This is a genomic window from Echinimonas agarilytica (assembly GCF_023703465.1).
Lineage (GTDB): Bacteria > Pseudomonadota > Gammaproteobacteria > Enterobacterales > Neiellaceae > Echinimonas > Echinimonas agarilytica.
In genome coordinates, this window is the sequence record NZ_JAMQGP010000010.1 from 116,683 (window position 1) to 133,062 (window position 16,380).

At 47.0% G+C, this 16,380-nt stretch carries 9 protein-coding genes; 8 read left to right on the forward strand and 1 reads right to left on the reverse strand.

What is annotated here, in order from left to right:
* Positions 1-26: 26 nt before the first annotated feature.
* On the reverse strand, positions 27-2,330 hold the full coding sequence (gene arcB, locus NAF29_RS17095; RefSeq protein WP_251262847.1) for an aerobic respiration two-component sensor histidine kinase ArcB: 2,304 nt from the start codon (positions 2,328-2,330) through the stop codon (positions 27-29).
* A gap of 181 nt (positions 2,331-2,511) precedes the next feature.
* On the opposite strand from arcB, the gene folE2 reads away from it, so the two are divergent.
* The 8 genes from folE2 to NAF29_RS17135 all read left to right on the forward strand — a co-directional run bounded on the left by folE2 (position 2,512) and on the right by NAF29_RS17135 (position 16,313).
* Positions 2,512-3,438, forward strand: coding sequence for a GTP cyclohydrolase FolE2 (folE2, locus tag NAF29_RS17100; protein ID WP_251262848.1), 927 nt, complete (start codon positions 2,512-2,514; stop codon positions 3,436-3,438).
* Positions 3,439-3,819: 381 nt separating this feature from the next.
* Positions 3,820-8,283 carry a glutamate synthase large subunit gene (gltB, locus tag NAF29_RS17105; protein ID WP_251262849.1) on the forward strand — a complete coding sequence of 1,488 codons (4,464 nt, stop codon included), beginning with the start codon at positions 3,820-3,822 and terminating at the stop codon, positions 8,281-8,283.
* 14 nt (positions 8,284-8,297) lie between these two features.
* Positions 8,298-9,710, forward strand: coding sequence for an FAD-dependent oxidoreductase (locus tag NAF29_RS17110; RefSeq protein ID WP_251262850.1), 1,413 nt, complete (start codon positions 8,298-8,300; stop codon positions 9,708-9,710).
* Positions 9,711-9,877: 167 nt separating this feature from the next.
* On the forward strand, positions 9,878-10,120 hold the full coding sequence (locus NAF29_RS17115; protein ID WP_251262851.1) for a YecH family metal-binding protein: 243 nt from the start codon (positions 9,878-9,880) through the stop codon (positions 10,118-10,120).
* 173 nt (positions 10,121-10,293) lie between these two features.
* Entirely contained in the window at positions 10,294-11,439 is a 1,146-nt protein-coding gene (locus NAF29_RS17120; protein ID WP_251262852.1) for a glycoside hydrolase family protein, read from the forward strand.
* A 442-nt stretch (positions 11,440-11,881) separates the two neighbouring features.
* Positions 11,882-14,443: a nitrite reductase large subunit NirB gene (gene nirB / locus NAF29_RS17125; RefSeq protein WP_251262853.1), complete on the forward strand. Its 2,562-nt coding sequence runs from the start codon at positions 11,882-11,884 to the stop codon at positions 14,441-14,443.
* A 14-nt stretch (positions 14,444-14,457) separates the two neighbouring features.
* Complete coding sequence (gene nirD / locus NAF29_RS17130) at positions 14,458-14,787, forward strand: nitrite reductase small subunit NirD (protein WP_251262854.1); 330 nt, start codon at positions 14,458-14,460, stop codon at positions 14,785-14,787.
* A 56-nt stretch (positions 14,788-14,843) separates the two neighbouring features.
* Positions 14,844-16,313 carry a NarK family nitrate/nitrite MFS transporter gene (locus NAF29_RS17135; RefSeq protein ID WP_251262855.1) on the forward strand — a complete coding sequence of 490 codons (1,470 nt, stop codon included), beginning with the start codon at positions 14,844-14,846 and terminating at the stop codon, positions 16,311-16,313.
* Positions 16,314-16,380 lie beyond the last annotated feature (67 nt).

Here is a 16,380-nt window from a genome sequence, read left to right on the forward strand (position 1 = left end):
ACTTTAGCTGAGGTTGCTGCGCAGCCTCAGCCCTTCAACTGCTCTTTAATGAGATCAATATCAGATGAGTAGCAGTTCTCAATCTCGTCAACCCAAGCTTCGATATTCTCTTTCCAACCTTTGTTCTCTGAATACTGTGCTTTTCCTGCAATACCTTGGATTCGCTGAAGTCCAATGGAGCCCGCGGCACCTTTGATCTTATGCGCAATTTCACCCGTTTCCTTATCATCGTTGCGCGTCATACTGGCGTGAAGATCGTCGAGATATTCCGGCATCGTGGCTTCAAACAGCGCAATGCTTTTGGCAAACAACTCCGTGCCCAAAGTTTCAATCATCTGCTGTACAAAATCATCGTCTAAGTACTCTGTTTGAACGAGTGCAGGCTCAATTTCAGCAGGAGCATCATCGTCTTTGTAGACGGTTTGTACATCAAACAGCTCACTTAAACTTTGGATTAATATATTGGTATCAATTGGCTTGCTCACCACATCAGTCATGCCTTTATCGATGTACTCTTGACGATCACTAACCACGTTAGCTGTTAATGCAATTCGAGGGATGCCACTTAACTGGGGATCCACTGCAAGTTCAGCCGCTATGTCAAAACCGGTCATATCAGGCAATTGAATATCTAAAAAAAACAGATCGTATTCTTCTTGCTGAGCCATGGTCAACGCTTCTTGTCCGGTCATAGCCACATCAATCGTGAACCCGAGCTTTTCCAAAACCGCCTTAGCAACCACAACATTGAGCTCAATATCTTCCACCAACAGTACGTAAAGCGCTGGTAACTCAATATTATCGAGATCCAACTGTTCGACGCTTTCAAGGACAGGAAAACTCAAATGAACCTTAAACTCGCTACCTTCGCCAACAGTACTTTGCACTTGAATATCACCACCCATTGCTTCAACCAATTGCTGCGATACCGACAATCCAATTCCTGTACCAACTCCTTTTGATTTACCCTGCTCTGAACCTTGGAAATACATCTCGAAAATTCTATTCAGTTCACTGTCAGCAATCCCTAGCCCTGTATCTTGAATGCAAAAGCTGATGGTGACACAATCATCTTGAATCGGTTGTATGTTAACTGCGAGCCCAACAAAGCCATCTTTGGTAAATTTAACTGCATTGCCTAGTAGGTTCCAAAGTACCTGGCGTAAGCGAGTTCCATCAGCTTCAACCACAGAAGGCAGCTCGCCTTCTTGCTGATATCGAAAGCTCAAGTTTTTTTCGTTACACATAAGGCTTGAAAGTGCCTTAATATCGGCAATCAATTCAGGCATCTTAAGCCCAGAGGGAGCCACTTCGAGTCGACGACGTTCTAACTTATCCAAATCAATAATGTCATTGAAAATATTTCCTAACGTCACCGCACTTAAGAATATAGTGTTGATGTAACGATGAGGCTCTTCCGGAAGCTCCATATCACGCAGCATTCGGCTTAATCCGACAATGCCATTCAATGGGGTTCTCAGCTCATGAGAAATAGTGGAGATAAATGTAGTTTTGTCGCGTGCAGCTTTTTCGATGGCATCTGCAGCTTGCTTACGCTCCGTCACATCACGGCCAAACCCGATTAACCCCAATAGAGCGCCTCTAGCATCAAAGAAGGGCACTTTGCTGAATTCAAATAAGGCTTTCGAGCCGTCCGAAAATGTCATCCATTGCTCATAATTGATCGGTTCTTGTCGGTCCAACACGTATCGGTCAGTTTCCATCGTTTTTATCGCAATATCTTCGGCATAAAGATCTTTAGGGGTCAGTCCTATGACTTCAGCTTCGGTACGGTTGACCAAACGCTCGTATGCAGCATTGCAGCCGGAAAACACGCTGTCTTTGTTACGGTAATAGATGAGGTCTGGAGAGCTATCGATAAGGCTTCTCAGCTGCACCGCTTGATTTTTAAAACGTAACTGAGTTTCGCGACGATCCGCGACCTCACGTTGCAGATAACGAATGGCTTGATGCTTTTGTTCTTCAGCTTGCTCGCGCTCTTCAATCTCGCGGTTAAGTTCATCAACTTTTCGCTTCAGCTCGGTGTTAAGCATTTGCTGTTTACGGTGGGCGCTTTCAAGTTTTGCACGCGACTCACCCAATTGCTTAATCAGGTATGTGAAAAACATCGCAAGCCATGGCGCAATGATTAAACCAAATAAAACGGGCCTTAGATAATCCACCCAATGGAGTTCGCCCACCACAATGCCCCGTAGCACCACGGTCACCACCATTGAAAGCAAAATCTCAAATGCAGCAATGAGCAGCGCAAAACGCACAACACCTAGCCGTGTGGTTAACTCAAATACTCGATTCGCCAATACTGGCATAAATAATCACCTGACTTCTGTTGATGGCCATCAGTATACGTAGCACTACTAATGACCGTATAAAAACCTGTAAATCTTCAGACATGCGCCAAAACACATGAAGTTGCTCACACATTTGTGTTATAAAGTGCGTCCTTTTTATCCAACCCGTTTGAAGACCGAAACACAATCGGAGCAATCAATGCCAAAAGTAATGCCGGATGTAGCCCATCAAACAAGCGCCAGTCAAGAAGGGACGCTGGACTGGGTTGGCATGAGCCAGATCGAAGTACCTATGATGGTACAAGCCGATGAGGCCGCACCTCGACAGGTGTCCGCAAAAGTAGAAGCCATGGTCAACTTGATCCAACCCAAAGCAAAAGGCATTCATATGTCTCGGCTCTACTTGCTTCTCGAGCAATTATCGAACGAATCTACGCTCACGTTAAAAACGTTGAATCAGTTGTTGGCTGACTTCATTACTAGTCATGATGACCTCAGTGATGCAGCAAAAGTTCGTTTTTCTTTTGATTATCATCTTCAGCGTGCCAGCCTTATTAGTGGTAAAAAAGGGTGGAAAGCATACCCCGTAGTACTTGAAGGCCGCATTAACAAAGGTCAATTCTCCACTGAATTACAGATCACAGTGCCGTATTCCTCAACGTGCCCTTGTTCAGCGGCGCTTGCCCGACAGTTAATTCAACAAGCGTTTTCTGACAAATTTGGTACAACCGATGCACTAGACAGTACTGAAGTGCATCAGTGGCTTGGTACAACGCAAGGTATCATTGCTACGCCTCATAGTCAGCGTAGCCTTGCCACTATAAAGGTCAAGCTCTACTCTGAGTCCGAACAAATTCCAGTCTGCGCCATCATCGATAGTGTAGAGGACGCGCTTAAAACTCCTGTTCAAGCCGCCGTGAAACGAGAAGATGAGCAAGAGTTTGCTCGCCTGAACGGCCAAAACCTTATGTTCTGTGAAGATGCTGCCCGCAGACTCAAATTTGCCATGAACCAAATTTCCTTCGTCAGCGATTTTTGGCTTCGCGTGGATCACTTAGAAAGCCTCCATGCGCATGACGCGAGCGCCGTCACAGTGAAGGGGCTTGAGAACGGTTACCAAGCCTAATTTTTAGGATGAGGATCTCCTCATCCTTCTTTCTTATTTCTTCTTAAAAAACGTCAAACATTGGTGAACCGCAACAGCAAAGCATTTGTTGTCTGGCGATTCGTCGTATGCCAAATCCTACATTACGCTAACTTCCCACCCCTCTGAACCGTATTTTTATGCACCCCAAAGTTACAAATGTGCATATTTAGTTATAAGTAATGAAATTTTAGTCAATACAAAATGTGGTTATTGATCACATTTTTATTGACCTGAGATAACTTTAGGATTAATTTAGCGGGTTCCTTGATGGGTCTTTCCGCGCGTCTGAAATTTGACAGCCTCAAAGACTTTCAACAGAGATTTATCAGTAAGCTTGCTTAGCCAGCGAGGAGTAGTTACATGAGTCTATACGACCCAACACTTACCAAAGACAATTGCGGCTTTGGTTTGATTGCGCAGATGGAAGGTAAACCAAGCCACCGCTTGGTCCGAACGGCCATCTCTGCGCTGGATCGTATGCAGCATCGCGGCGCGATTGCAGCAGATGGTAAAACAGGAGACGGTTGCGGACTGTTAATGTCCAAACCCGAAACATTTTTCAAAGCCGTTGCCGAAGAAAATGGCTGGAATTTAAGCCGTCGTTTTGGCGTCGGTATGATGTTCCTGAGCACCGATCCAATTAAAGCAGCATATTCTCGCGAAGTCGTTGCCGAAGAATTGCAAAAAGAAACCTTTGAAGTCGCAGGTTGGCGCGAAGTACCAACCAATACCGACATATTGGGCGAAATTGCATTATCGACCATGCCTGCCATTGAGCACGTGTTCGTCAACGCTAATCCAGGTTGGCGTAAAGAAGACGTTGAGCGCCGCTTGTATATGGCACGTCGTCGTATCGAAAAGCGCCTCGCTGAAGATAAGCAGTTCTACATTTGTAGCCTCTCTAACCTTGTAACAATTTACAAAGGTTTGATGATGCCGGTGGACTTGCCGAACTTTTATTTGGATTTAGCTGATTTACGCATGCAAACATCGATTTGTTTGTTCCATCAGCGTTTCTCAACAAATACGTCTCCTCAATGGCCATTAGCTCAGCCGTTCCGCTACCTTGCGCACAATGGTGAAATTAACACCATTGAAGGCAACCGCCAGTGGGCCCGTGCACGTAGCTACAAGTTTACATCGCCATTGATTCCTGACTTGCAAGATGCTGCGCCATTTGTGAACGAATCTGGCTCTGACTCTTCTAGCCTCGACAACATGCTCGAGCTGTTCTTGTCAGGCGGCATGGACTTATTCCGTGCCATGCGCTTACTTGTGCCACCTGCGTGGCAAGCGCATCCGAACATGGATGATGACCTCAAAGCATTCTACGACTTCAACTCTATGCACATGGAACCATGGGATGGTCCAGCGGGCATCGTTATGAGTAATGGTCGTCATGCAGCGTGTAACCTCGATCGGAACGGTCTTCGCCCTGCTCGATACGTGATCACCCGTGATGGATTCATCACCTTGGCTTCGGAAGTAGGTATTTGGGACTATGAACCTGATGAAGTTCGTGAAAAAGGCCGAGTTGGCCCTGGCGAACTTCTGGTGATAGATACCCAAACCGGTAAATTGTGGCGCAGCTACGAGATCGACGAAGATCTTAAGAGCCGTATGCCATACAAAGATTGGCTGTCGAAGCACGTAAAACGCTTGCTTCCAGCAGACCAATTTGACGCTGAAGAAACCGATCGCCGTAGCTTGGACGATGATGGCCTCAAAGTGCATCAGAAAATGTTCGGCTACAGCAATGAAGAAGTTGATCAGGTCATTAGCGTATTGGGTGAACAAGGCCAAGAAGCCACAGGCTCTATGGGTGACGACACCCCTATGGCGGTGCTCAGTTCCAAGAACCGAAGCATTTATGACTACTTCCGCCAGAAATTTGCACAGGTGACCAACCCTCCTATCGATCCATTGCGTGAAAACCACGTGATGTCGTTAGCCACCTGTATTGGTTCTGAGCAAAATATTTTTAATGAAACGCTCGGCCACGCTCGCCGTGTATTGTTCGAATCGCCTATTCTGTTGTACAGCGATTTACTTCAACTCACTCAGCTAGGCGAAGAGCATTATTATCATCAAGTGATCGACTTGAACTACGACCCTGCACAAGAGTCATTAGAGCAAGCCGTGGTTCGCATATGTGATGAAGCAGAAGCTCATGCTCGCAGCAATGCCGTATTAGTCATATTATCTGACCGCGGCCTTGAACAAGGCAAACTGCCTGTGCCAGCAGCAATGGCAACCGGCGCAGTACAAAAACGTTTAGTTGACGAAAGCCTCCGTTGCGATACCAACATTGTGGTTGAAACAGGTTCAGCACGAGACCCTCATCAGTTTGCTGTATTGCTTGGTTTTGGTGCCACTGCGGTTTATCCGTACTTGGCTTACGAAACACTCGCAGCACTCGCTGAAGCAGGTACATTGTCTGTCGACAAGCACACAGCATTGATGAACTTCCGTAAAGGTATCAATAAAGGCCTTTACAAGATCATGTCAAAAATGGGCATCAGCACTATTGCCAGCTATCGTTGCTCGCAATTATTCGAAGCCGTTGGTATTCACGATGACGTGATAGAAATGTGCTTTAAAGGCGTGACTGCTCGCATTCAAGGCGCCAACTTTGAAGACTTCCAGCAAGATACAGTGAATCTTGCACGCTTAGCGTGGATTCCACGTAAGAGCTTGGAACAAGGCGGCTTGCTAAAGTATGTTCATAACGGCGAATACCATGCCTACAACCCCGATGTGGTGAATACGCTCCAGAAAGCCGTCACCTCTGGTGACCGTGTGCATTACGATGCGTATGCTGATTTGGTCAATAATCGACCTATCTCCTCACTCCGAGATTTACTGGCGCTGAAATCAGACATCGAGCCCATCAGCATTGATCAGGTTGAGCCGGTCGAAGCCCTTTATCCTCGATTTGACACCGCTGCGATGTCCATTGGAGCATTGAGCCCTGAAGCGCACGAAGCGTTGGCCATTGCCATGAATCGCTTAGGCGGAAACTCAAATTCAGGTGAAGGCGGAGAAGATCCTGCTCGCTTCAATTCTGAGCGCGTTTCTAACATCAAACAAATTGCATCAGGGCGCTTTGGTGTCACACCACACTATTTAGTGAATGCCAAAGTTCTTCAGATTAAAGTGGCCCAAGGTGCAAAACCAGGTGAAGGCGGTCAATTACCGGGCAAGAAAGTGAGCCAAAGTATTGCTAAGCTCCGCTTCTCTGTTCCAGGTGTGACACTTATTTCCCCACCACCGCACCACGACATCTATTCAATCGAAGATTTAGCTCAGCTTATTTTCGATTTGAAACAAGTAAACCCAGACGCTTTAGTTTCTGTGAAACTTGTGTCTGAACCCGGTGTTGGCACTATTGCCACGGGTGTTGCAAAAGCATACGCCGACTTAGTAACCGTTTCAGGTTATGACGGTGGTACTGGCGCAAGTCCTCTCACATCTGTCAAATATGCAGGTTCGCCTTGGGAATTGGGTCTTGTGGAGACTCAGCAAGCCTTGGTTGAAAATGGACTTCGCGACAAGATCCGATTACAAGTCGACGGCGGTTTGAAAACAGGTTTAGATGTCATCAAAGGCGCCATTTTAGGTGCTGAAAGCTTCGGCTTTGGTACAGGTCCAATGGTTGCATTAGGTTGTAAATACCTGCGTATTTGTCACCTCAATAACTGCGCGACAGGTGTTGCAACTCAAAACGAAAAACTACGTGACGAGCACTTTATCGGCTTGCCTGAAATGGTCATGAACTACTTTAAGTTTGTGGCTCAGGAAGTGCGTGAAATTATGGCTTCATTGGGCGTGGCAAAACTCACCGACTTGATTGGCCGTACCGATCTACTCGAAGCGCTCGAAGGTACCACCGCCAAACAAGCTAAGCTTGATTTGAGCGATGTGCTTGAAGCCCCAGTGTCTCCAGAAGGCAAAGAAGTTTTCTGGCAGCACGTCAATACCCCTTACGATAAGGCGGAATTGAACGAACAAATCGTCACCGATGCGAAAGAAGCGATTGCAAACAAGTCAGGGGGAACCTTCTCTTACTCTGTTCGCAATACTGACCGTTCTGTTGGCGCTCGCATTAGCGGTGAAGTTGCTAAGCTTTGGGGCAACCAAGGCATGGCATCGGATCCCATCCGCATTAACTTAACCGGTACTGCAGGGCAAAGCTTCGGTGTTTGGAATGCTGGCGGCATCGAAATGTTCTTAACCGGCGACGCCAACGATTACGTAGGCAAAGGCATGACCGGTGGTAAGTTGGTGATTGCAGCGCCCAAAGGCAGCGAGTTTGTTAGCGCCAAATCAACCATCGTGGGCAACACCTGTTTATACGGTGCAACCGGCGGGCGTTTATATGCAGCTGGCCGCGGCGGTGAACGCTTTGGTGTTCGTAACTCAGGCTCTATTGCTGTCGTTGAAGGCGTAGGTGATAACGGTTTGGAATACATGACAGGCGGTATTGTCACTGTACTCGGCAAAACCGGCGTCAACTTTGGCGCAGGTATGACCGGCGGTTTTGCGTACGTGTATGACGAAGACGGTCGCTTTAACGAACGTTTGAATCCTGAATTGGTAGAAGCGCTGAGTGTCAGCGAACTGGCAATTCATAAAGAACACTTGAAAGAAACCTTAGAGCAGCATTTAGCACTCACAGGTTCTGAGCGCGCAGCGACATTACTCGCTGACTTTGACAATGTGGTCAGCCAAGTTTACTTGGTCAAACCTATCGCAGCTAAGCTTGAAGATCTGCTGGGAACATCCAGCCGTCAAGAGCCTGAACTGCGCGTCGTCGCTCAATAAGAAGGAAGATTGAAATGAGTAATAACTTTCAATTCCTCGACGTCAATCGAGTTGACCCGACTAAGAAAGACATCGATACCCGCAAAGTAGAGTTCGTGGAGATCTACGAACCCTTTTCCCAAGAGCAGGTGAACGATCAATCTGATCGCTGCTTGGATTGTGGTAACCCGTATTGTGAGTGGAAGTGCCCAGTTCACAACTATATTCCGAACTGGCTAGAGCTGGCGAAGCAAGGTCGCATCATGGAAGCGGCGGAGTTATGTCACCAGACCAATAGCTTGCCTGAAGTCTGTGGACGAGTATGTCCACAAGATCGTTTGTGTGAAGGTGCATGTACGCTAAACGAACAGTTCGGTGCGGTGACCATTGGTAATGTTGAAAAATACATCACCGATAAAGCATTCGAAATGGGCTGGCGTCCGGACATGTCTAAGGTCGTCAAGACAGACAAGAAAGTCGCCATTGTTGGTGCCGGGCCTGCGGGTCTTGCAGCAGCGGATATTCTCGCGCGTAACGGTGTCCAAGCTGTGGTATTCGATAAGTACCCAGAAATTGGTGGACTCCTCACTTTTGGTATTCCGTCATTCAAGCTGGAAAAATCTGTGATGGAGTTACGTCGCGAGATTTTTGAAGGCATGGGCATTGAATTTCGCTTGAACACAGAAGTGGGCAAAGACGTTCAGTTCCAAGACTTGGTCGACGGCTACGATGCAGTGTTCTTAGGCATGGGAACTTACACCTCGATGAAAGGTGGTTTCCCTGGTGAAGATTCGCAAGGCGTTTACGACGCTCTGCCATTTCTCATTGCCAACACCAACAAAGTCATGGACTACCCACAGGATGAGAGCGATTACATCAACATGACCAACAAAAAGGTGGTGGTGTTAGGTGGGGGTGATACGGCAATGGATTGTGTTCGTACATCCGTTCGTCAAGACGCAGAACAAGTCATTTGTGCATACCGCCGAGATGAAGAAAACATGCCAGGCTCTCGCCGCGAAGTACAAAACGCTCGCGAAGAAGGTGTGGAGTTCATGTTCAACTTGCAGCCATTAGAGATCGTCAGCAATGACGCAGGCCAAGTGATCGGCGTTAAAATGGTGAAAACCCAATTAGGTGAGCCAGATGCCAACGGTCGTCGTCGCCCAGAGCCAATTGAAGGATCTGAGCACGTTCTGGATGCTGACGCGGTTCTGATTGCATTCGGTTTCCAACCCAGTCCTGCGCCTTGGTTTGCCAACTTTGGTATTAACCTCGACAAATGGGACCGTGTGGTCGCTGCGGAACAGCAAACCTTCCCATATCAAACCAGCAACGAGAAAGTGTTTGCTGGCGGCGATATGGTGCGTGGCTCTGATCTTGTAGTCACAGCAATTGCTGAAGGTCGTAACGCTGCTGAAGGCATCTTGGATTACATCGGTGCCTAAACTTCGCATGGTGTGACCTGAATTCAAAAGCCTCTGCTCGCAGGGGCTTTTTTGTGGGTGCAATTCCCTCTCAGCACCGACACTTGAGTTGCGATAGATCATATCGCGGCTAGTAATTGTCCATCACACTGGTGACTGTTATTTATGAACAATACTAGGAGCTGCACATGAGCGAATCGATTCATGGCCATCAAGTGATGCAAATGATGTTGGAATCAAGCACAACCTATACGCAACACAGCCTTAAATCAGCCATGGTTGAACGCTTTGGCGCCAATGCGGTATTTCATACCTGCAAAATGAAAAATATGGATGCCGATGCACTCATTGAGTTTTTGACGCACAAAGGTAAGTTTGTCGAAACAGAGGGCGGCTTTACCACTCATTCCGACAAAATATGTAGCCATTAATATCCGCTTCTTTCATTCGGGCTACGATTCTGCGATGGAAAAGTAGGCCGAACCTTATATTTATAAAGAACTAAGCTCTCAGAGCATTAATTCACCCAATTGTTCCCTGCCAAGCATCGCGCTGATCGCCGATGATCGTTCACTGTCATCTTTGTATTGTTTGGAGTTTAGTTGTGAACAAATTAGTCCTATTGGTCATCATGAGCTTGGTCTCGATATCGGCATTCGCTTCGCCCAGTTGGGTTCACCCTGCACTGAATGCCAGTAATTCTCATTGGGATAAGGCCACCGGAACATTGAGTATCACCAAAAGTGTTTCATTCGGCGACGATTCAATCATTGACGATTTTTATTGGAACATTCCCTCACAGGTAAAAACAGTACTCATTAAGAAAAACGTCACGCTGAATGGCCACTTACGCTTCACCGCTGAAGGCGTAATCGCAGGTGAAGATTGGAATACTAGCATTATTGAAGGTACCAGCACGATTGGCTGGGCACATGGCCCCAATGCAAAACCCGAAAAAGCCACTAGCTGTAAATCAGGACCGGCTGGTGACGACCGTGTTCATGATTGCGAAAAATGGCAATACGGGGCGATATCTGTGCAGCCAAGAGCATCAAAGAAATCCATATACACAGTTAAAAATCTGAAAATTTTAAATGCCCGAACCTACGCAATTACAGCCATTAATCACACCTTAGATGTAGACCGCGTTAAAATTATCCATACGCGTGGCGATCGGGATCTGCGCAGTAACTCCGACGGTTTTGGCGGCGGTATCAATAGTCGGATCAGCAATAGCTATATCAATACTTGGGACGACAGCATCAAACTCTACCGTGATGGCATGCAGGTAGAAAACGTCACCATCATACACAACGGCAATGGCGCGCCTTTCCAATTAGGGTGGTCAAATAAAAAGCCTGCCAAATTTACGCTCAAGAACGTATTGGTAAAACGTGGTACCGAGAAGCACCGGGGCGGTTTCAATTTAGCACTGTTCAGCAATACCCGCGGCAAAGTGGCTCCAACCATATTCATCAGTGGCCTTGCAGCTGACTACACGCCAGACACAAAGATCACGCATCAAGGTAAAAACCTATCCATTCCTTGGGTTTATATTCGTTCCAAGTCCGATTCAAAAGTCACACTCAATATTGAACCTAGCTCGCCATTTTATTTGAATCTGTCAGCACAGCATGCAGGTGGAGGAAAGCTTTCGGTCAATGGCGCTGATAGTGCACAAAAAGGACATTACGTGAATGGAAGCCTCGAAGACGTTGTAGGCTGTGGTTGCACTGCCGACTCAATATAACCTTCTGTGTGAGGGGAAGTTCGCGCTATTTACAGCTTCAATCAATACTACTCCCCCATAAACAAGGGTTGCACCGATAAGGAATATCCCCACATTGGTGCAACCGCAACGCAAAGCGCATGCACCAAAACAATACAAATCACAATTTACTGTGCAGGCAAGTCCGCTCAGACAGCTTGCTGCCAGTCATTTGAAATCAATATAAACGACTAATTTTAATGTCATTTATATTAATTCAGACTCACCAAATAAGTTTGGCCTCCTTTTTGCTTTAACCATAATAATAGTGTGCGATTGATATGGGGATTACTCCTCTATCTCCCCCAGGTTCCAATGATGCAACCCGCTTACCCCTCACCTCGCTTCGGCACGTGAAATTCAAAATTCTTAAGTGAGCCAGCACACAATTAATACCTCAGACACCAAATTTTAGAGGCCAGAAATGAGCAAACAAAAAATCATCGTCGTCGGAAACGGCATGGTCGGCCATAAATTCATCGATACTTTAGTAAGCGATGATGCTAGCGACCAATTTGATATCGTCACTTTTTCAGAAGAACCGCGTTTAGCCTATGACCGAGTTCAACTGAGCGCATATTTCTCAGGCAGCACTGCTGATGATTTGGCGATGACAACACCTGAGTATTATGACGAGCGCGGTGTACGTTATCTGTTAAACGACAAAGTCGTAGGCATTAACAAAACCGACAAAACAATCACCACAGAAAATGGTGAAGTCGAGTCTTACGACAAACTCATTTTAGCCACTGGCTCCTATCCGTTCGTGCCGCCGATTCCAGGTAACGATCAGCCTCATTGTCTAGTGTATCGCACCATTGAAGATTTAGAAGCAATGACAGCCTCTGCAAAGCAAAGTCGTCGAGGTGTTGTTGTGGGGGGCGGTTTGCTCGGCCTTGAAGCAGCCAATGCATTGAAAAATCTAGGGCTAGAAGTTCACGTTGTTGAATTTGCGCCACGCTTAATGGCGGTGCAACTCGACGAAGCGGGTGGGCAATTACTTCGCTCTAAAATCGAAGATCTGGGTGTACAAGTACACACAGGTAAAGCAACACAGAATATTTCGGACGGTGATGATCATCGTTATCGCATGGAGTTTGCGGACGGAAGCCACTTAGAAACGGATATGATTCTGTTCTCAGCCGGCATTCGTCCACAGGATGAGCTTGCACGTCAGTTCGACCTTGAAATAGGTGAGCGCGGCGGCATCGTCATCAACAATGAGTGCCAGACCTCAGATCCTGACATCTACGCCATCGGCGAGTGTGCTCTCTGGAAAAGTAGGATCTTTGGTCTGGTCGCTCCCGGTTATAGCATGGCTAAAGTAGCTGTGTCACATATTACCGGTGGCGACGAATCCTTTGAGGGTGCTGACATGAGCACCAAGCTCAAACTACTAGGTGTTGAAGTAGGTAGTATTGGTGATGCTCACGGCAACACACCAGACAGCTTAAGCTACGTGTATAGCAACGGTGCTGAGCAAGTGTACAAGCGCTTGATCGTATCTTCTGACAACAAGAAACTACTCGGCGCAGTGATGGTGGGCGACACCAGCAACTACGGTACGTTGCTGCCAATCATGCTCACCGGTATGGATTTGCCTGAAAATCCGGAAACCCTAATTCTACCTGCAATCGACGGCGAAGCCGGCGGAGGCATGGGCGTTGAAGCACTGCCTGACGCAGCACAAATTTGTTCGTGTTTAGACGTCACCAAAGGCGACTTGATCACCGCCATTCAAGACGGCAACCAAACCGTTGGCGACCTCAAAACTTGTACGGGCGCAGGCACAGGTTGTGGCGGTTGTGTGGCCATGGTCGGCCAAGTATTGAACTGTGAATTGGAAAAAATGGGGGTCGAGGTCAATAACAACCTGTGTGCGCACTTTGACTACAGCCGCCAAGAATTGTTCGACATTATCCGCGCGAAGAAATACACCAGCTTCCAAGATCTATTAGCCGACCACGGCCAAGGTCATGGTTGTGAAATTTGTAAACCAGCCATTGGCTCTATGCTGGCCACCCAGTGGAACGAGTATGTCTTAAAAGACGACCATTTACCGCTTCAAGACACCAACGATGTATTCTTGGCCAACATGCAAAAAGACGGCACTTACTCCGTTGTACCTCGTATGTTAGGCGGTGAAGTCACACCCGAAGGTCTGATTACCATTGGTGAAGTGGCGCGCGACTATAACCTCTATACCAAAGTCACCGGCGGTCAACGTATCGATATGTTCGGAGCTCAGCTACACGAATTGCCAGACATTTGGAAACGCTTGGTTGATGCGGGCTTCGAAACAGGTCACGCCTACGGGAAATCACTACGTACCGTGAAATCATGCGTGGGTAGCTCGTGGTGTCGTTACGGCATGCTCGATTCTGTATCGATGGCAGTACTGTTAGAAATGCGCTACCGCGGCATGCGCTCACCGCATAAAGTGAAAATGGCTGTTTCAGGCTGTACCCGCGAATGTGCCGAAGCACAAAGCAAAGATATTGGAGTCATTGCAACCGACAAAGGTTGGAACCTATACGTCTGTGGTAACGGCGGTATGCGCCCACGTCATGGCGACTTATTTGCAACCGACTTAGATGACGAAACATTACTGAAGTACATTGACCGCATCATGATGTTCTACTGTCACACGGCCGACCGTTTACAACGCACATCGGTATGGATGGAGAATATGGAAGGTGGTTTAGGTTACCTTCAAGATGTTGTCATCAACAACAAACTCGGCTTAAACGAAAGCCTAGAGCAAGACATGCAGCGCATTGTTGACACATACGAGTGTGAGTGGAAAAAGACCATCGAAAGCCCTGAGCGCCTTAAGCGTTTTGCGCACTTCATCAACACTGACGCAACCGATGACAACCTCGCTTTCGTTGAAGAACGTGGTCAACGTCGTCCTGCGAGTCAAGTTGAAAAACAATCAAAACGTCATGGCGGAGAGTCTATCTCCAGTGTTGAACTGGTCGATTAAGAGGAGTGATTCAAATGACACAACAATGGACCCCTGTTTGCGAAGAAGCTGTATTGGTGCCTGATACAGGCATCTGTGCAAAAGTTGGCGACCAACACGTTGCGGTTTTTAAAGCCGCAGCAGATGGCGAAGTCTATGCCGTTTCTAATGTTTGTCCATTTGGCAACGCGAGCGTGTTGTCGCGAGGACTGCTGGGAGATGCCAACGGCGAAATTTACGTTGCTTCTCCACTATTAAAACAACGCTTTCGACTGAAAGACGGGATTTGTTTAGACGACGAATCTGTCACGCTAGCAACTTACCCTGTTCGCGTTGAAAACGGAAAAATTGAGGTTGGCGCATAAGCGTCAGCCCATCATAAAAATAAGTAAATTTGTAGTTATTTTTGAGGCCCTTAGACATGGATAATTCAACAAAACTCAATATCTTCTCAGTCACAGGCAAGATGAAAATCTTGCATATGAGTTGGATTGCGTTCTTCATCACATTCTTCGTTTGGTTTAACCACGCGCCACTACTCAAAGCAATTGGAGACTCCCTAGGCTTAACAGGGAGCCAAGTCAAAACTCTATTGATCTTAAACGTTGCGTTGACGATTCCTGCTCGGATCATTATTGGCATGCTCACCGATGCCTTTGGTCCGCGCAAAACCTACTCTGCATTATTAGTGCTGTGCTCAATTCCTTGTTTCATGTTCGCGTTTGCCGAAACATTTGAAATGGCGGCTATTTCACGTTTGCTCATGGGCTTTATTGGCGCAGGTTTCGTGATTGGTATTCGCATGGTCAGTGAATGGTTCCCACACAATGAACTCGGTACTGCCGAAGGTATTTATGGTGGTTGGGGTAACTTTGGTTCAGCTGCGGGTTCAATGTTATTGCCACTCATTGCGCTTTGGTACGGCGGGGATGACGGCTGGCGTTATGCCATCGCAACTACAGGTGTATTAAGTATCATCTGGGGGGTGGTGTACTACTTCAACGTATCAGATACGCCAAAAGGTTCAACTTACTTCCGTCCAAAACAAATTGGCGGAATGGAAGTGACGAGCAAAGGCGACTTATTGTTCCTTATCATCATGAAGCTGCCAATGTACTTAGCTCTTGCGCTGTTAACTTGGAAGTTATCACCCAACGGTGTTTCACTGATTGGCGAGAATGCAGCGCTTGGCATTTATGTCGGCTTAGCATTGCTATTCATTTACGATTCTTACAAAGCGTATAGCGTGAACAAAGAATTGTTCGTGAAGCCTGTAGAGCCTATGCATCAATACAAGTTCAAGCAAGTGGCAGTATTGAACGTCTTGTACTTCGCAACATTCGGTTCTGAGCTTGCTGTGGTCTCAATGTTGCCATTATTCTTCGCCGACACCTTTGGTTTAGACCCAGTTGTAGCAGGTTTAGTCGCTTCGGCTTACGCATTCATGAACTTAATGTCTCGCCCAGGAGGCGGTTTAATTTCAGATAAGTTTGGCCGTAAAAAGACCCTACTTATTTTGACGGCTGGTTTGGCAGCAGGTTACTTTGCAATGAGCTTGATTGATGCGACATGGCCTCTTTGGATTGCCATTGTATGCGCCATGGCATGTTCATTCTTCGTGCAAGCAGGTGAAGGTGCGGTATTTGCTGTAGTGCCACTGATTAAACGTCGTTTAACCGGACAAATTGCGGGAATGACAGGTGCCTATGGTAATGTGGGGGCGGTTGTCTATTTAACCATCTTCAGCCTCGTACCTGCGTCTACTTTCTTCTTGGTAATTGCCGCAACTGCAGTGCTTGGTTTCATTACACTGCTACTGATGGAAGAGCCTGAAGGACATATGACTGAAATCCGTGAAGACGGCACAGTAGAACTGATTCAAGTGAACTAATACAGTGGCCTTGAAATAGGCCATTGCTTGAATACCCTACAACAATAAGAATAAATAAAGCGGACCT